The organism is uncultured Mucilaginibacter sp., assembly GCF_937859865.1.
Taxonomy (GTDB): domain Bacteria; phylum Bacteroidota; class Bacteroidia; order Sphingobacteriales; family Sphingobacteriaceae; genus Mucilaginibacter_A.
Genome location: NZ_CALMAT010000174.1, coordinates 64,613 through 80,093, shown reverse-complemented (window position 1 = coordinate 80,093; position 15,481 = coordinate 64,613). Strand labels below are relative to the sequence as shown.

The 15,481-nt window shown below is 41.5% G+C and carries 21 protein-coding genes; 8 read left to right on the top strand and 13 right to left on the bottom strand.

Annotated features, from left to right (window positions below):
* Positions 1-848 (bottom strand): helix-turn-helix domain-containing protein (locus tag Q0192_RS18565; RefSeq protein WP_299291979.1); only part of this gene is annotated, 848 nt, incomplete at its 3' end.
* Positions 849-1,126: 278 nt separating this feature from the next.
* Between Q0192_RS18565 and Q0192_RS18560 the strand changes: the two genes are divergently transcribed.
* The gene (locus Q0192_RS18560; protein ID WP_299291977.1) at positions 1,127-2,353 is read left to right on the top strand and encodes an outer membrane protein transport protein; all 1,227 of its coding nucleotides are present in this window, start codon (positions 1,127-1,129) and stop codon (positions 2,351-2,353) included.
* A 20-nt stretch (positions 2,354-2,373) separates the two neighbouring features.
* Positions 2,374-3,705, top strand: a complete 1,332-nt coding sequence (locus Q0192_RS18555) for an SGNH/GDSL hydrolase family protein (protein WP_299291975.1) — start codon at positions 2,374-2,376, stop codon at positions 3,703-3,705.
* Between the two features lie 181 nt (positions 3,706-3,886).
* On the opposite strand, the gene Q0192_RS18550 is transcribed toward Q0192_RS18555, so the two are convergent.
* The gene (locus Q0192_RS18550; protein ID WP_299291973.1) at positions 3,887-5,044 is read right to left on the bottom strand and encodes an MFS transporter; all 1,158 of its coding nucleotides are present in this window, start codon (positions 5,042-5,044) and stop codon (positions 3,887-3,889) included.
* A gap of 112 nt (positions 5,045-5,156) precedes the next feature.
* A complete protein-coding gene (locus tag Q0192_RS18545; RefSeq protein WP_299291971.1) occupies positions 5,157-5,342 on the bottom strand; it encodes a hypothetical protein in 186 nt (61 codons plus the stop codon).
* Between the two features lie 320 nt (positions 5,343-5,662).
* On the opposite strand from Q0192_RS18545, the gene Q0192_RS18540 reads away from it, so the two are divergent.
* Together Q0192_RS18540 and Q0192_RS18535 are read left to right on the top strand one after the other, a co-directional pair.
* Complete coding sequence (locus Q0192_RS18540; RefSeq protein ID WP_299291969.1) at positions 5,663-6,106, top strand: hypothetical protein; 444 nt, start codon at positions 5,663-5,665, stop codon at positions 6,104-6,106.
* A gap of 15 nt (positions 6,107-6,121) precedes the next feature.
* Positions 6,122-6,268 carry a hypothetical protein gene (locus Q0192_RS18535; protein ID WP_299291967.1) on the top strand — a complete coding sequence of 49 codons (147 nt, stop codon included), beginning with the start codon at positions 6,122-6,124 and terminating at the stop codon, positions 6,266-6,268.
* Between the two features lie 85 nt (positions 6,269-6,353).
* Here the strand turns inward: Q0192_RS18535 and Q0192_RS18530 are convergent, their stop codons facing one another.
* Complete coding sequence (locus Q0192_RS18530; RefSeq protein WP_299291965.1) at positions 6,354-6,614, bottom strand: hypothetical protein; 261 nt, start codon at positions 6,612-6,614, stop codon at positions 6,354-6,356.
* 118 nt (positions 6,615-6,732) lie between these two features.
* On the opposite strand from Q0192_RS18530, the gene Q0192_RS18525 reads away from it, so the two are divergent.
* Positions 6,733-6,957: a hypothetical protein gene (locus Q0192_RS18525; RefSeq protein WP_299291963.1), complete on the top strand. Its 225-nt coding sequence runs from the start codon at positions 6,733-6,735 to the stop codon at positions 6,955-6,957.
* 80 nt (positions 6,958-7,037) lie between these two features.
* Here Q0192_RS18525 and Q0192_RS18520 read toward each other — a convergent pair whose 3' ends face one another.
* Positions 7,038-7,169: a hypothetical protein gene (locus tag Q0192_RS18520; RefSeq protein ID WP_299291961.1), complete on the bottom strand. Its 132-nt coding sequence runs from the start codon at positions 7,167-7,169 to the stop codon at positions 7,038-7,040.
* A gap of 60 nt (positions 7,170-7,229) precedes the next feature.
* Positions 7,230-7,499 carry a SemiSWEET transporter gene (locus tag Q0192_RS18515; RefSeq protein ID WP_299291959.1) on the bottom strand — a complete coding sequence of 90 codons (270 nt, stop codon included), beginning with the start codon at positions 7,497-7,499 and terminating at the stop codon, positions 7,230-7,232.
* Between the two features lie 167 nt (positions 7,500-7,666).
* Between Q0192_RS18515 and Q0192_RS18510 the strand changes: the two genes are divergently transcribed.
* On the top strand, positions 7,667-8,173 hold the full coding sequence (locus Q0192_RS18510) for a hypothetical protein (protein WP_299291956.1): 507 nt from the start codon (positions 7,667-7,669) through the stop codon (positions 8,171-8,173).
* Here Q0192_RS18510 and Q0192_RS18505 read toward each other — a convergent pair whose 3' ends face one another.
* The 3 genes from Q0192_RS18505 to modA are packed head-to-tail and all read right to left on the bottom strand — an operon-like array spanning position 8,174 to position 10,267.
* Entirely contained in the window at positions 8,174-8,806 is a 633-nt protein-coding gene (locus Q0192_RS18505) for an ATP-binding cassette domain-containing protein (protein WP_299291954.1), read from the bottom strand.
* Positions 8,803-9,477, bottom strand: coding sequence for a molybdate ABC transporter permease subunit (gene modB / locus Q0192_RS18500; RefSeq protein ID WP_299291952.1), 675 nt, complete (start codon positions 9,475-9,477; stop codon positions 8,803-8,805). The genes Q0192_RS18505 and modB overlap by 4 nt, the downstream gene beginning before the upstream one ends.
* 7 nt (positions 9,478-9,484) lie before the next feature.
* Positions 9,485-10,267: a molybdate ABC transporter substrate-binding protein gene (gene modA, locus Q0192_RS18495; protein WP_299291950.1), complete on the bottom strand. Its 783-nt coding sequence runs from the start codon at positions 10,265-10,267 to the stop codon at positions 9,485-9,487.
* Between the two features lie 101 nt (positions 10,268-10,368).
* On the opposite strand from modA, the gene Q0192_RS18490 reads away from it, so the two are divergent.
* The gene (locus tag Q0192_RS18490; protein ID WP_299291983.1) at positions 10,369-11,031 is read left to right on the top strand and encodes a protein-L-isoaspartate(D-aspartate) O-methyltransferase; all 663 of its coding nucleotides are present in this window, start codon (positions 10,369-10,371) and stop codon (positions 11,029-11,031) included.
* A gap of 133 nt (positions 11,032-11,164) precedes the next feature.
* On the opposite strand, the gene smpB is transcribed toward Q0192_RS18490, so the two are convergent.
* From smpB to Q0192_RS18475, 3 genes are read right to left on the bottom strand one after another with little or no spacing between them, the layout of a single operon-like run.
* A complete protein-coding gene (smpB, locus tag Q0192_RS18485) occupies positions 11,165-11,626 on the bottom strand; it encodes an SsrA-binding protein SmpB (RefSeq protein WP_299291948.1) in 462 nt (153 codons plus the stop codon).
* Between the two features lie 51 nt (positions 11,627-11,677).
* On the bottom strand, positions 11,678-13,549 hold the full coding sequence (locus Q0192_RS18480; protein ID WP_299291946.1) for an Nramp family divalent metal transporter: 1,872 nt from the start codon (positions 13,547-13,549) through the stop codon (positions 11,678-11,680).
* Entirely contained in the window at positions 13,536-14,204 is a 669-nt protein-coding gene (locus Q0192_RS18475) for a metal-dependent transcriptional regulator (RefSeq protein WP_299291944.1), read from the bottom strand. The genes Q0192_RS18480 and Q0192_RS18475 overlap by 14 nt, the downstream gene beginning before the upstream one ends.
* 117 nt (positions 14,205-14,321) lie before the next feature.
* On the opposite strand from Q0192_RS18475, the gene Q0192_RS18470 reads away from it, so the two are divergent.
* Entirely contained in the window at positions 14,322-14,792 is a 471-nt protein-coding gene (locus Q0192_RS18470; RefSeq protein ID WP_299291942.1) for an Lrp/AsnC family transcriptional regulator, read from the top strand.
* A 67-nt stretch (positions 14,793-14,859) separates the two neighbouring features.
* Here the strand turns inward: Q0192_RS18470 and ung are convergent, their stop codons facing one another.
* Positions 14,860-15,474 (bottom strand): uracil-DNA glycosylase, encoded by a 615-nt coding sequence (gene ung, locus Q0192_RS18465; RefSeq protein ID WP_366518213.1) that lies wholly within the window; start codon positions 15,472-15,474, stop codon positions 14,860-14,862.
* Between the last annotated feature and the right edge of the window lie 7 nt (positions 15,475-15,481).

The window sequence follows — 15,481 nt, the reverse complement described above, 5'->3', positions numbered from 1 at the left end:
CCGGTATGCTTTTTAAAGTATTTGCCGAAGGAAGATTGATCGGGAAAGTTGATTTCCTCTGCTACCTGCGCAATGCTGATCTCATGGTTGCGCAGCAAAACTTTGGCTTCTAAAACTACGGCATCGTCAATCCAGTCGCCCGCGGTTTTGCCCGTAACTTCCTTGATGCTTTCGGTTAAATGCTTGGAAGAAACGCACAATTCATCGGCATAATACTGCACGTTGCGGTGCTTTTTATATTGATGAAAAACCAGGTTCTGGAAAAGCATGTTCAGTTCCTGCTTGCGCGTTTGCTTTTTTTTGATGATGACGTGCTGCTGCTCGTAAAAGGCGGCAATTTCGTACAAAAGCGCTACCAAAATGCTCCGGCAAATTTCTTCGCGAAAACGGTGTTCTTCGCGCCGAAGCTTTTGTTGGATGATCGAAAACATTTCGCCCAAAATCTTTCCGTTTTCTTGTTCCAAAAAAATCACCGGCGTAGAAGAAGTTTTAAAAAAACTAAAGGTTTCGATAAAATGGCTGTTGATATTGTGTTCGGTCAAAAAAGCTTTTGAAAAGACGACAAACCGGCACAAAAAATCTTCGCTGCTGTTAAAAATACGTAGCGTGTGAAAAGGTGTGGCCAGCAAAACAGCATCTGGCCGGGCATCGTAAACCTGTAAATTCACTTCCACTTTTGCGCTTCCCCGCGTACAAATCCCAATGATATAACCTTCCGAACGGTACGGGTATTCGCTTAAAGCAAGCAGTTGTTTTTCTTCAGTGATAAAAAAATTTGTTCCGATAGATTTGTCGGCATATAAATCAACAAACTTGTTAAAACTTAATTGTGCGATTTTTTTGCCCATGTACCAATGATTCTTCTTTCAAACCTATTTAATTCTGTTGAAATTTACTGGTTTTAATGCTTCTTTTACCATACAAAATTTAGTGGCATAAAAACAGCATGACCGGTATTGGACATTAAGCGTAACCGGACCAAAAAACAATAAAATTATATTCCGTCTTTTTGACTAATATCCCTGCAATTCAACCCTTTTTTTTGAATTTCCCAATTCTACATTTACCTTCGCTATGTCTGTTTCTTAAAACCAATTATAAACAACATTAAGCCTAACCAATTTTAATGATGATGAGAAAAATTCTACTATTGTTGCTGGCCTTGCTGCCGGCAGTTACTTTTGCGCAGGGTTTCCAGGTTAACGTAGCCGGACAAAAACAAATTGGCATGGGGCATACCGGCACCGGGCTGGTGCAAGATGGCGCCTCGATATTTTTTAACCCTGGCGCCGTTGTTTTATTGCCCGATAATTCTGTTCAGGCAGGTGTCAGTCCGCTTGTTTTTAAATCTGCTTTTAACCCGTCGGGCAGTAACGATGTTTATGATTCTAAAAGCAAAGTAGCCACGCCGTTTTCGGGTTATGCTGTTTTCGGCCCGAAAGCTTCCTGGTGGAAAGTTGGCCTTGGCGTTTACATTCCTTACGGTGGATTGGTAAACTGGGGCAATAACTGGGCCGGCAAATACGCTTTGGAAAGCCTAAACCTGAAAGCCATTTATTTTCAGCCTACGGTAAGTGTCCGCCTTAACAAAAATTTTAGTATTGGCGGCGGTTTTGTTTACAACCGCGGCAGTGTTGATTTAACGCGTGCTATCCCGTTGGCCAACTCTTCCGGTGCCGACGGACAAGCCGAACTGAAAGGCAGCGGAAACGGTTACGGTTGGAACGCTGGCTTGTTTATCAAAACGGATGTTGGTTTAAGCATCGGTCTGGATTATCGTTCCAAAGTAAACACCACCATCAACAATGGTGATGCCCTGTTTCAGGTTCCGGCTTCTGTTCAGGCAAACTTTCCTCAGCCCAATACTTTCAAAGCTGGCCTACCTTTGCCGTCCACTACAACACTTGGTTTGGGCTACACGTATAAACAGTGGTTGTTTGCAGTTGATGTAAATTTTGTAAAATGGGACGTTTATAAAGCGCTTGCTTTTGATTATACTTCCAACACGGTGGCTTTGCAGGATACTTATTCGCCAAGAAATTATAAAAACGCTTTTTCTTACCGCGTTGGCGCACAGTACAGTTTGCCAACCAATTGGGCCTTTAGGGCTGGCGGCGGCTATATCATGAAAGCTGCGCAGGATGGTTATGTTACGCCGGAAGTACCGGACGCAGACCGCTATTATTTAACCGGCGGATTGGGCTATAAAGCCACAAAAAACTTTGACATTGACCTTTCTTTTGAGTATGAGCGTTTGATGAGCCGTACGCAAACCAACATCGAATCGCAACTGTCCGGCACCTATAAAACCAATGTTTACATTCCGGGCATTTCCCTTACTTATCACTGGTAGTACCTTTAAATCAAACTGTAATGAACAACTTTAAAAATATATTTATTTTAACGGCAGGCGTGTTATGTTTTGCTGCCTGCAAACCCGAATTTAAAAAGCCAACTGCCACCAGCGGCACAGCAGATTTTTCGCGTTATATTGCTGTCGGAAACTCGCTTACTGCCGGTTATGCCGATAATGGTTTGTACCTGGAAGGCCAGCAAAACTCTTACCCTTCTATCATTGCCAAACAGATGCAGCAAGTTGGCGGCGGCACTTTTACACAGCCTTTGTTTACCCAAGCACAAGCAAATGGTTCCGGGTATGTAAAACTGACTGGTTTTAACGCTGCCGGTTCTCCGGTTTTGGCCCCGGTAACAGATCAGTTGGCTATTCGTGGCGTTGTTCCTATTCCTGGTTTTGGTAATGTTACTACTTATACTAAATACAGCGGTGATAACAATAATTATGGCATACCGGGCATGAAGTTATTGCATATTACTTTAACTGCTTACGGCAATTTGAATGGTTATTACGAGCGGTTGCTGCCAGGCAATGCAGGCACCAATTCTACGGCTTACTTAGATTATGTTACCGCCAAGCCTTTTACCTTTTTTAGCAATTGGATGGGCAACAATGATGCTTTGCTTTATGCCGTGTCTGGCGGCGCGGGTGATGTACTGACTGATAAAACTACTTTCACCCAGTTATATACGCTGCTATTGTCGCGGTTAACGGCTGCCGGGCAAAAAGGCATTTGTGCAACCATCCCGGATGTTACCGCCATTCCTTATTTCAATACCGTTACTCCGGCTTTGATCTTAGCTTCGGTACAAAAAGCAAATCCAACAGTGCAAGCAATTTTTATCAATGCCAAAAGCAGTGCCGATGTTACCAGTACCACTTATGCAGCAAGGCCAGCAACAGCAGCAGACATGATCACCTTAACTTTCCCAACTTCAAAAATCGGGACACCAGTGGCTACGCCTGCCGGAAACCTGCCTTATGGTTTAACACCTTATACACCTATCGAAAACCAATATGTTTTGGATGCCAATGAAGTTGCTTTGGCCAAAGATTATATAAACTCTTATAATACAACCATCAAAGCAGTGGCAGCTTCAAAAGGGATTGCTGTTGCAGATATGTACAGCTTTTTAAACGATATTAAAGCACATGGGTTGGTTGTAGACGGCCTGACATTAACTTCCAACTACATTACGGGCGGCATATTTTCGTTAGATGGCGTACATTTAACACCACGGGGATATGCGATAGTGGCTAACCAATTTATCAAAACCATCAATGCCCAATACAATTCTAATATTCCTCTAACAGGTGTGGCCAATTATCGTGGTGTGAAGTTTCCGTAAATGCTATCAGAAGTACAGTTTTTTTGCTGGCGCGGATGCTTCTTTTATCGGGTAAAAATTGGTGGGTTTTTTGATTTGGAAATAAAGCAACCACCAATTTTTTTAAAACTATTTTAGATAATTATAGCGATTATAAAAAATACCGATAAAAGAAGCATCTTTTTTGTTTTCCCCAAAAACCTTATTCTTCCCTAATCTTACTTACCATAAAAACCATTAGTCCGCCTAAACAAGCCATTAACGCAAAACTCCAGCGCAAATTGGCCGCCTGCGCCACAAAACCAACCACCGGCGGAACCATCAAAAAACCCAGATAGCCAACGGTGGAAACCGATGCAATGGCCGAACCGCTGCTCAACGTTTTAGATTTTCCGGCAATGCTGAAAACCAAAGGCACCACGCAGGAAACGCCAAAACCAATCATCACAAAACCAAAACCTGCGATGATTGGGTAAGGAAAAACGGCCACCAAAAGCATCCCGGTCAAAATCAACAAACCGCTGTAGCGCAGCATGGGTTTAACACCTGCATAATTGACCAATCTATCGCCAAAAAAACGGCCGGTCGTCATGGCTACCATATAAACCACAAAGCCGGCCGTGGCAATGGCAGCTGTGGCATGAACTTCTTTCTGAAAAAAAATACCGCTCCAATCGTACATTGTCCCTTCGCAAGCCATCGAAGCAAAAGAGATCAGGCCAAATTTAACCATTGCTTTATCGGGCAAAGCAAAGGCAGGTTTGCGTTCCTGCTTCGGTTCGGGTTTTTGGTCCAGCGTGTTCCCGAAAAAATAAAATGCTGTTAAAACAAGCATCAACCCAACAAACAGAAAATGATAAGCAGGCGCAATCTTCCCCGAAACCATAAAATAACCCAAAGCCGCCGCTGCAAAACCGGCCATGCTCCAAATGCCATGAAAAGTGGTGATGATGGAACGATTATACAATGCCTGCACGCCAACCGATTGCGCATTCACAGAAATATTCATCAAATTTCGGGATGATCCAAAGCAAAAAAGCACCAAAACCAACTGCCAAACTTGCGTGGTAAAACCCAGCAATGCCAACATGATGTTGAAAGCAAAGGTTCCGGCTAACATCACGTATTTGCCGTTAAACCGGTTTAACAAGTTTCCCGTTACCGGAAGCGTAAGGATCAGGCCAACCGGTAGCGCAAACAAAGCTGCCCCCAATTCTGCTTCGTTTAAGTGCAGTTTTTGCTGCAATGTGGGTATGCGCGATGCCCAGGTAGCATAACCAAAACCGGAGATAAAGAAAAACACAGCCGTGGCAATCCTTATTTTTCGGGGCGATTTTAAAGCAAGTGGCGCATCTGTCATCTGTTGTGAAATTAATTTTCAGCCCGGATCAAAAATGATAAAAAAGCTAAGCCCGGCATCAGGCGCTACGTTAAATAACACTTGTTGCCGGGCTATGGTTAAAAAGCAAAACTTACTTTTTTTCGGGAGGCGTAGAAGTAATCTCGCCAAACTCGTTTACGTAAGCCATCATGTTTTCCAGATCTCCGCTGGTCGAATTTTGCTGACGTTCTAATTTGCGCTGTTCTTTATCTTCCTTTTTCTTCAACCGGTTTTTTTCCAACTGCTTTTTCATAAAAGTTGCCTGCGACTTTGCCATGTTTTTCCAAATTTTAACTCCTACTGGTTTTGCCTGTCCTGCTTCAAACAAAAGTTTTGCTGCAAAATTTGCAACGTACTTTGCTAGAGAACCTAACATTAATGCCTTGCTTTAACGGTAAAACAGCAGGAAAAAATGAGTGCTGATCTTTTATAAATTTATAAGGGATAAGCGTGCAAATAACCAGAGATAGTGGTTCGTAATCCGTTTGGCCGCAAATGTACGTAAAATTACTCATTCTTTTGTTTGGAAATGTAGTTGTAGCGGTCGGGGGATAGTGAGAGCACTAAATGCATTTAGTTTTTTGTAGGTTTGAGAATATGATTGACGAGAGGTATATTGTTGAATTTGGTGCCGATTTTCGAGTGTTTGAATTTGATAGCGAAGGTCCAAAAGGAAAGGTTAGAAAAATAATACAATACACTGAAATCAACTTAAAAAATTATTTCAATTTGGGTTTTGGCGATAAAAACCACAAAACCAACGAAATTGATGATTTAGTGGTAACCAATAATAACGATAGTAAAAAAGTTTTAGCAACAGTTGCTGCAACATTATTTAAATTTACAGACCATCATCCGGAAGCTTATGTTATAGCAATCGGGAGTACTTTAGCAAGGACACGGCTTTACCGAATAGGAATTACCAACAATCTCGAAACTATTGAGAAAGATTTTGAGATTTACGGCCTTAAAAGCAACACTTGGAATAAATTTGCAAAAGGTATTGAATATGACGCTTTTTTAGTTAGACGAATAAAGTAAAAAATTTGTATCATCATGAAAGAAAAAAAGATATTAGACAAAACACTTGAAGGTTTTAAAAAAAACCCAAAGCTCGACAAATACGCCGATAAAGTATTGTTCAAGGACAAAGTAAAAATGGCTAATCACATATTAAAAACGGTTGGACTGCCCAAAGTGTAGCAATGGCACTTACGCTAAAAGGGTTTGGTGATACTTTCTCTGTTGTAAAGTTCTGTGCTGTTTTTATGTCCATAAAAACAGTATGTTAAAAATACTTTTCAATGGTTAAACCGTAGTTTAAAAGGACGTTCTCGCTGTGTGTGCGGTTTTGCCTGTTGTAATTGAAAGAAGTGGTAAAGACAAGCCACTTTTGTATTTTGAGCGAAAGGTTGGTGTTGGAACGGATGATAGAACCGGTAGAAGCAAAAGCGGTGTGGTAATGCGTAGAATCGTTAAACTGGGCAAAGCTGGCCGCGCACCAAAAAATACCCGATAAAAGAAGTATGCCTTTGTACACAGGCGTCAAACTGATCTAAAAATTGTTAAATTAAACGGATGGATTAACAATCCGTTTTTGAGCTTTCGTTCCAAATTTAATCCAAACAATATTTAAGTTGAAGTTTTATCCTAATAAAAACAATACAATGAACTTACCGGAAGACGATAACCAAACCACCGACCCGCAGCAAAGCAACGATGACGGGCTAGACCAGACCACGCCAAACGACAACCAGGAATTAGACCGCATCAACGATGCCGTTCAGGCTGCCGAACCTTCGTTCACCTTAAACTACGAAAGCGGTATTGCCGGCGATGTGGCCGGAACGCAAGACAAAGAGGACGAAGACGGATCGAACTTGAAACAATAAACGTTTTGTGCGAAAATAAAAAACGCCTGAATGCTTTTACAACAAAAGCATTCAGGCGTTTTTTATAAAATTTAGTGCTTTTACCATGCGCTTGGCCCGGCACCTTTCATCGAGTACCAAACTACTACAATCGCAAGTGCAATTAAAAAAATAATGGCCGGAACCAGGCCGATAACCTTGGTTTCTTCGTGGTGTTCTTCGTGTGCTTCCATATTGCAAACTTAATATATTTTTAAAAATCCAGATGCCCGGAATACGCGTACCGTTTAATTTTACTTGTTTTCTTTGTATTTTACTTTAAAAACCAGCATCGTAATATTTAAGGCAACTGTAATTAAATTGGTAATGATGATAGCAAAGTCGCTTTTGGCAACGCCGTAAACCACCCACAATACATTGCCGGCAAGCATTACAATAAACATAAATATAGAAACATCGCTAGCTTTTTTAGTTTTAAAAGTAGTTATTACCTGCGGTAAAATAGCAAACGACGTACAGGCTCCTGCCACCAATCCAAGTATTTTTATAAATGTGCTGTCCATCAATTCAGTTTTACATATATAAAAGAACTGCCTTTTTAGGGCATTGTTTTTTGCGGCATAAAAGAAGTATTTAAGCAAAAAATGAAAACGAACCATTCTGAAAAATAGCTAAGCGTTATATTTTTAAAAATACTTCGGATTTTGGCAAAATCAGTTTTACTTTGTGCATGTACAAATTTTTAATTCTCCTGTTCCTTTCTGCCACGGTTTTTGGACAGGAAGTTTTAAAGCCGACATACAGTTTTTCCATCAGCGGAAAAGTTAAAAAAGAAGCGGTGATGACGATGGATTCGCTTAGTAAAATCCCCTTAAAAGAAATCGGCAACATCAAAGTAACCAACCATTTGGGCGAGTTTAAACACCAGGACGAGCATTTGAAAGGTGTTTTGCTGAAAGATGTTTTGCGGAATATAACTTTCAATATAAGCAGTCCGAAATTGATGAGCCAGTTATATTTTATTTGTTCCGGCGCAGATGGTTACAAAGTAGTTTATTCTTGGAACGAATTGTACAATACGCCGGTGGGCAGCCAGGTTTTTATTTTGATGGAAAAGAACGGCATAAAAGCAGCACAACTGCCCGAAAATATCCAAATGACTTCGATGATGGATTTTAAAACCGGACGAAGGTATTTGCACAATTTGAGTAAAATTGAGGTGAAGCAGGCGGATTAATCAATTAATTTCTTCCTCACCAATAACCAAATTTTGTCCAGCCAAGCTTTCCAACTCCTGTGGATTATGCGTTACGATTATCGTGCTGATACTGTTTTTATCGAGTAAAATTTGAAGTTCTTCAATCAAAGTAGTTTTAGTTTTGAAATCCAAGGCCGAAAAAGGTTCATCCATCAGCAACAGTTTTGGTTTGATGGCCAGCGCGCGCAAAATCGCAAGCCGCTGCTGTTGCCCGCCCGAAAGTTGTACAGGTTTGTGTTTTACAAAAGGTTCCAACCTGCCAAAATCTAATAATCCTTTGATTAATTCCTGGTCTTTGGTGGCGTATTCCAATTGTTGCTGCACGTTCATGTTCGGGAACAACGCGTAATCCTGAAACACAAATCCGCATTTTCTTTTCTGTGGAGATAAATTGATTTTGGACGAAGTATCAACCCAAACTTCATTATCAACCAAAATCCGGCCAGCATCAGGAAGCATCAAACCGGCAATCAACTTTAAAAAAGTAGTTTTGCCAGCACCGGAAGGACCGGAAACTTTCACCAAACTACCAGCTTTCATCTCCAAAAAAACTTTTAACAAATGCTTTCCCTGGTACGTGTTTAGCTTTTTTTCGATTTCGATTCGAATCATCCCGGCAGGTTTTTAGACGAATATTTATTGTAGATAAAAACAGCAACAACCAGCAAAAAAGTAAACGCAAAAAGCATTAGCGAATAAAAATTGGCACTTTGGTAATCCATATTTTCCACAGAATTATAGATGGCGATGGAAGCCACGCGCGTAAGGCCGGGAATGTTTCCGCCAATCATCAAAACCACACCAAATTCGCCCAAAGTATGTGCAAAAGTCATCACGGTTGCAGTTAACAAAGAAGCGCGGATATTTGGCAGCAGCACTTTAAAAAAAGTTTCCCGTTCTGATTTTCCCATGGTAAAAGAAGCATGCGCCAGCGAAACCGGCAGTTGCTGCAAAGCGGATTTCACCGGGCTGATCATAAAAGGCAAACTGTAAATCACGGAAGCCAGCACCAAGCCTTCAAAAGAAAAAACCAGTTGCAGGTTAAAATGCTGCAAAAGCCATTTGCCCAAACCTTGCTGCGGACTAAAAGCCAGCAGCAAATAAAAGCCCAAAACCGTTGGCGGCAAAACCAGCGGCATGGTAAAAAGCGCTTCCAAAACCACTTTGAATAACGAATGCCTTTTGGAAAGCCAATACGCTACCGGCAAACCCAGCACCAGCAAAATGGAAGTGCTGACAACTGCCAACTTTAAAGTAAGCCAAATGGGAGACCAGTCTGTCAATTGTGTTTTATTTGGTGCGATAACCGTATTTCTTCAAAATCGTTTTAGCCGACGCGCTTTGCAGGTACTGGTAAAATTTTTCGGCCTGCTGCAAGTTTGCATTTGCTTGTTTAATGATGACCATGCCTTGTTCAATCGGCTGATAATCAGCAGCAGGAACGCGCTGCCAGTAAATTTTCTGTTTGTTTGCTACATCGGTAACCAAAGCTTCCGTGGTGAAACCTATTTCGGCAACGCCAGTGGTGATATAAATATTAACTTGCGCAATGCTTTCGCCATAAACAATTTTCGGTTGGATTTTTGGCAAAAGGGTTTTTCGCTGTAAAACCTCTGTTGCCGCTTTTCCGTAAGGTGCTGTCGCCGGGTTTGCCAAAGCAATTTTTTTGATTTGATCAGCTAACAGCAGCTTTTCCCAATGGTTAAAGTTGAGGTTTTGGTTGCTGCAGATTATCAAACTCCCTAAAGCATAAACAACTGGTTTTGAAGTTGTAAAGCCGGATTTATAAAGCTCATTTGGGAAATTCATATCCGCAGAAAGAAAAACAGAATAAGGCGCACCGTTTTTAATTTGATTGGACAAATTTCCGGACGAACCTACAATCGGGTCAATTTGAATATTCGTTTTCTGCATAAAATCTTGTTGCAACACTTTGATCACGCCTTGCAAATTAGCGGCAACGGCAACTTTTAAGGTTTGTGCCGAAATGGTATCTCGGGCAAAAATCAAAACCAACAAAAGGCATACTGTTTTTATCGGGTATTTTTTGGGTTGAAGTAAGTTTCGTTTCATCAATACTGAAATTTTGCCGGTAAAAGAAGCATTTGTTTTTGCCGGATTTTAATTTGGATAAAAGTCAGGAAAATCTTTCTGAAAAAATATCTTTGCAGCGCATGGCTTACAAGTTTGTGGATAACTACCGGGAAAAAGGGGCGCGGAAACAGTTGGTGAAGTTTCTGGAAGACGTGAAAAAGATTGGCGACAAGCGTGTGCTGCAGGCGATGGCAAAAGTGCCGCGCCATTATTTTTTTGATGAAACTTTTTGGAACCAGGCTTACCGCGACATTGCTTTTCCGATTGGCGACGGGCAGACCATTTCGCAGCCTTATACCGTTGCCTACCAAACGGAATTGCTGCACATCCAACCCAAAGACAAAGTGCTGGAAATTGGGACAGGTTCCGGCTATCAAACTTGTATTTTGTTGGAGTTGGGTGCCGAAGTTTTTACCATTGAGCGGCAGGAAAAACTGTACGTACGCACCAGCAAAGTTTTGCCGCATTTAGGTTACAACGCCCATTTTTTCTGCGGAGATGGTTCTAACGGTATTCCTGCAAACGCGCCTTTTGATAAGATTTTGGTTACGGCCGGTGCGCCTTTTATCCCCGAAATTTTGTTGAAGCAGTTAAAGATTGGCGGTTTATTGGTGATTCCGGTTGGCGATGAAAAATCGCAATTAATGACAACCATTCTTCGGGTTTCGGAAAATGATTACGAGAAAGTAAGTTTGGATACGTTTCGGTTCGTGCCGCTGGTTGGCGATCAGGCGTGGAGTTGAGGAAGGCTGTCAGCATTCAGCTTTCAGAAAAAACCAAAGCAAAATCAGTTGGAGATTATAAATTTTTTTTTAGAAGCGGGTATGCAACAGATAGGAAGCTGAATGCTGATCACTGAAAGCTAACAGCCTTTTCCTACCTTTTCATCACCCTATCCATTTCAATTTTAGAATCCCGTTCTTTCATCGTTTCGCGCTTGTCAAACGTCTTTTTACCTTGGGCGAGGCCGATTTCAATTTTGGCAAAACCGCGATCATTGATAAAAATAGCCAGCGGAACGATGGTAAAGCCTTTTTCTTCGGTTTTGGATTGCAGCTTTTTTAGTTCCTTTTTCTGCAACAGCAAAATCCGGTCGCGCTTGGCTTCGTGATTGTAAAACGAACCGTGCGAATATTCGGAAATGTGCAGGTTGCGCACGTACAAATCGCCGTTGATAAACGTGCAAAAAGAATCTGTCAGGTTCGCTTTTCCTTCGCGGATTGACTTGATTTCTGTTCCCAACAACTTAATCCCGGCCACATATTTATCATCAATATGAAAATCGAAGTAAGCCCTTTTATTTTTAATATATACTTTTTGTTCTGCTTGTTCTTTCATTTTGGGTTGATCTGGATTTTATTTTCTGATCAGTATTTACCAAAGCTTCTTTTACTGCACAATTAATACCGGCACTTTAACCAAATGCCGAACAGAGTTAACCGTGGTGCCAAAGATAAGATCTTTAAAAACTTTATGGCCATGCGCGCCCATCACCAATAGTTCCAGATCCTGTTGGTTTACTACGCCTGCAATGGCTTTTGCCACTTTGCCATAACCAACGTGTGGTTTAGAACGATAGCCCAGTTCCTGCAAACGCAACTGGTATTTCTCCAGGTTTTCGCGGTCGCTTTGGGTTTCAAAATCCATTATTTTATCACCGTAATAAGTTGCGCCAGCGGTTTCTACCACATGAATGAGGAAATATTCCGCACTTTTTCCGCCTTGCATCAAAGCATGGCGGATGGTATCGCGATCGTTTTTGGTGAAATCAACGGCAATGCCAATCCGTTTTAAAGCAACAGGGGCGATGGCCTCAATTTCCAAAGCTTTACCATGCGGAATACGTGTGGCAACATCAGCATGAACCTTAAAAAAAGGCTTAAAAAACACGTATAAAAGAAGTATGCAGATGGCAATAGCAAAGGGAACTGTGGTGAAATGAATCAATTGCTGATGCTGCGGATAAGCTTCAGCCCAATCAGCAATCTGTCCGACCACTAATTTTGCGTTCAGCCCAACAATGATAACCGCTGCAAACCAAGCTAAAACTTTGATCCAGGTTTTGTTGGCAAAAACGCCCATTTTTTCTTTGTTGGAAGTAAAATGGATCAGCGGGATTACGGCGAAACCCAACTGCAAACTCAACACCACCTGGCTCAGCACCAGCAAACTTCCCAAAGCACGTTCGTCCGAATAAAGGATGGTAAAAAAAGCAGGGATAATGGCCAGCAATCGCGTAAGCAATCGCCGCAGCCAGGGTGCAATGCGCAGGTTGATATGGCCTTCCATGATAATTTGACCGGCCAACGTTCCGGTAACGGTAGAACTTTGCCCGGCTGCAATCAACGCAACCGCAAATAAAACTGGGGCTAAAGAACCAAAAATATGGTTCAATAATTTGTGTGCATCCTGTATCTCGGCAACCTGATGGTAACCGTTTCTGAAAAAAGCTGCCGCAGCCAAAATCAAAATTGCAGCATTTACAAAAAAAGCTAAGTTTAAAGCTACTGTAGTATCAATCATATTCATTTTGATGGATTCTCGAATGCCAGTTTCATTTCGCTCAATCTTTCGGGTTTGTACCAATGAGGAATGCAAATACAAGTTATGCGGCATCACCGTTGCGCCAATAATACCGATGGCAATGTACAATGCGCTTCCGTTTAAGTTGTGTGGAATCAAGCCTAAACCAATTTGTTTGATGTTTGGTTCGACGATAAACATTTCCACCAAAAAAGATAATCCAACGATAAAAACCATCGAAACGATAAAGCCTTCCAAGTGGCGCATGCCTTTATTAAGCAGGTAAAGCAGCAAAATGGTATCTAAAAGTGTAACCGAAACGCCCCAGATCAGCGGCAAGTGAAAAAGCAGTTGCAAACCGATGGCCATTCCGATCACTTCGGCCAGATCGCAGGCGATAATGGCGATTTGTGCCAAAATAAACAGGCAAAAATTAACAAAACGCGAATAGGTTTGCCGCGATGCCTGCGCCAAATCCAAACCTTGCACAATGCCCAAACGCGTGCTTAACGACTGTAAAAGCAGTGCAATTAAGTTGGATAAAAGCAGCACCCAAATTAAACGGTAACCAAACTGACTTCCCGCAGCCAAATCCGTCGCCCAGTTTCCGGGATCCATATAACCAACACTGACCATAAAAGCCGGGCCTAAAAAAGACAAAACCCTTTTCCAGCCAACCTGCCCGGAAGTGCTTACCGAACCATGAACTTCGGCCAAAGATTCGTTATAATTGCTCATCTTGAATTAAAATATATTTCGCTGCCGCTTTACTTACATTTATTTTTTCTCCGTTTTCGGTGCGCAGAACTACCGTTTCATCAAAAGGAATAATTTCTTCCACCGCAATCTTTTTCCCGATTTTCAAATCCATTTTTTCGAGGTATTGTAAAAAGGAAGATGAGTGTTCTTTGATTCCGGAAATTATTCCTGCATTGCCGGCCTTTAATACAGCGATAGATTTCATTTCTGCACATTTGATCGTTCCGCTTTGGTCCGGAATCGGATCGCCGTGCGGATCGTATTTTGGAAAACCGAGGAATTCGTCTAAACGGTCAGTCAATTCTGTTGATTGGATGTGTTCTAATTGTTCGGCCAAATCGTGCACTTCGTCCCAGCCAAAAGCTAATTTCTCCACCAAAAAATATTCCCACAACCGGTGTTTTCGGATAATTTTTAAAGCGATCGTTTTTCCTAAACCTGTTAATTCAACACCTTGGTAACGCTCATAATTGATCAGGTTTTTGCCTGAAAGTTTCTTCAACATATCTGTAACCGAAGCTGCTTTGGTGTTTAAAACCGTTGCAATTTGATTGGTGTTGACCTGTTTGCTTTCATCGGCCGATAAATGGTAAATGGCTTTCAGGTAATTTTCCTCAGTAAAAGAAGTATCCATTTTGGAATGCCTAATATTTAATTTAGATTAGTCTAAAAATAACATTTTTGTTTTGATTTTGATTGAAAAAGCTAAAATTATTTTGATACGCGCAGAAAGAGCTATCATTGCAGTGTTATGGCAATGGAATTAGACAAAACAGATTTGCAGATTTTAAAAATTTTGCAGCAAAACGGACGAATCACCAACCTGCAATTATCCAACGAAATCGGGCTTTCGCCTGCGCCAACTTTGGAACGTGTGCGGAAGTTGGAAAATTCGGGCTACATTTTGAGTTATCATGCTTTGGTGGACGAGGAAAAGCTGGGCTTGGGCATCAAAACTTTTATACAGGTTTCTTTGGATTTTCACAAGAACAATACAATCCAGATTTTTTTAAACGAGATCCAAGAGATCAAAGAAATTACCGAATGCCACCACGTTACCGGCCAATGCGATTTTTTGCTGAAAATTTATGTGAAAGACATCAAATCGTATGAGCAATTGATTATGCAAAAAATCAGCCGGATTACGGTGGTCAAAACTTTTCAAACAATGATCATCATGTCCACCAATAAAAAAGAACCGACTGTTCCGCTGGAATATTGATGTTATTGTCCTTTCTTCCTTCGATAGAAAGGACAGCACCACCAATTTTTACCCGATAAAAGAAGCATCAGGTAATTTGCCAGTCAATCGGTTCGATACCGTTTTCTTCTAAAATAACGTTGGCTTCCAAAAAATGATCGTTGCCGAAAAAACCATTGTGCGCGGCCAACGGTGATGGATGTGCCGACATCAGCAAATGATGTTTTTCAGGATCAATCAACTCGGCTTTTGCTTGGGCAAATTTTCCCCACAACAAAAAAACCACGTTTTCTTTTCGGTCGGAAATTTCCTGTATCACTTTATTGGTAAAAATTTCCCATCCTTTTTTCTGGTGAGAACCAGCCTGGTTTGCACGGACAGTTAACGTGGCATTCAGCAAAAGCACGCCTTGTTCGGCCCAATGCGTTAAATCTCCGTTTTGCGGGATTTTATATTCGGGAAATTCCTGCTTCAACTCCTTAAAAATATTAAGCAACGAAGGTGGCGGCGGAACGCCCTTTTGGACAGAAAACGATAAACCATGCGCCTGTCCGGCTCCGTGGTAAGGGTCTTGGCCAATGATCACTACTTTTACATTATCAAAAGGCGTTTTGGCAAAGGCGTTAAAAATATCTTTGCTTTTTGGGTAAACGGTGTAGCCGGCTTCTTTTTCCTGCTGTAAAAAAGCTTTGAGCTTGATCATGTAATCC

Bases quoted from the DNA above. Each gene is read 5' to 3' on its own strand.
- Q0192_RS18560 (WP_299291977.1), top strand. From the start codon at position 1,127: ATGATGATGAGAAAAATTCTACTATTGTTGCTGGCCTTGCTGCCGGCA.
- Q0192_RS18555 (WP_299291975.1), top strand. From the start codon at position 2,374: ATGAACAACTTTAAAAATATATTTATTTTAACGGCAGGCGTGTTATGT.
- Q0192_RS18550 (WP_299291973.1), bottom strand. From the start codon at position 5,044: ATGACAGATGCGCCACTTGCTTTAAAATCGCCCCGAAAAATAAGGATT.
- Q0192_RS18545 (WP_299291971.1), bottom strand. From the start codon at position 5,342: ATGGCAAAGTCGCAGGCAACTTTTATGAAAAAGCAGTTGGAAAAAAAC.
- Q0192_RS18540 (WP_299291969.1), top strand. From the start codon at position 5,663: ATGATTGACGAGAGGTATATTGTTGAATTTGGTGCCGATTTTCGAGTG.
- Q0192_RS18535 (WP_299291967.1), top strand. From the start codon at position 6,122: ATGAAAGAAAAAAAGATATTAGACAAAACACTTGAAGGTTTTAAAAAA.
- Q0192_RS18525 (WP_299291963.1), top strand. From the start codon at position 6,733: ATGAACTTACCGGAAGACGATAACCAAACCACCGACCCGCAGCAAAGC.
- Q0192_RS18520 (WP_299291961.1), bottom strand. From the start codon at position 7,169: ATGGAAGCACACGAAGAACACCACGAAGAAACCAAGGTTATCGGCCTG.
- Q0192_RS18515 (WP_299291959.1), bottom strand. From the start codon at position 7,499: ATGGACAGCACATTTATAAAAATACTTGGATTGGTGGCAGGAGCCTGT.
- Q0192_RS18510 (WP_299291956.1), top strand. From the start codon at position 7,667: ATGTACAAATTTTTAATTCTCCTGTTCCTTTCTGCCACGGTTTTTGGA.
- Q0192_RS18505 (WP_299291954.1), bottom strand. From the start codon at position 8,806: ATGATTCGAATCGAAATCGAAAAAAAGCTAAACACGTACCAGGGAAAG.
- modA (WP_299291950.1), bottom strand. From the start codon at position 10,267: ATGAAACGAAACTTACTTCAACCCAAAAAATACCCGATAAAAACAGTA.
- Q0192_RS18490 (WP_299291983.1), top strand. From the start codon at position 10,369: ATGGCTTACAAGTTTGTGGATAACTACCGGGAAAAAGGGGCGCGGAAA.
- smpB (WP_299291948.1), bottom strand. From the start codon at position 11,626: ATGAAAGAACAAGCAGAACAAAAAGTATATATTAAAAATAAAAGGGCT.
- Q0192_RS18480 (WP_299291946.1), bottom strand. From the start codon at position 13,549: ATGAGCAATTATAACGAATCTTTGGCCGAAGTTCATGGTTCGGTAAGC.
- Q0192_RS18475 (WP_299291944.1), bottom strand. From the start codon at position 14,204: ATGGATACTTCTTTTACTGAGGAAAATTACCTGAAAGCCATTTACCAT.
- Q0192_RS18470 (WP_299291942.1), top strand. From the start codon at position 14,322: ATGGCAATGGAATTAGACAAAACAGATTTGCAGATTTTAAAAATTTTG.
- ung (WP_366518213.1), bottom strand. From the start codon at position 15,474: ATGATCAAGCTCAAAGCTTTTTTACAGCAGGAAAAAGAAGCCGGCTAC.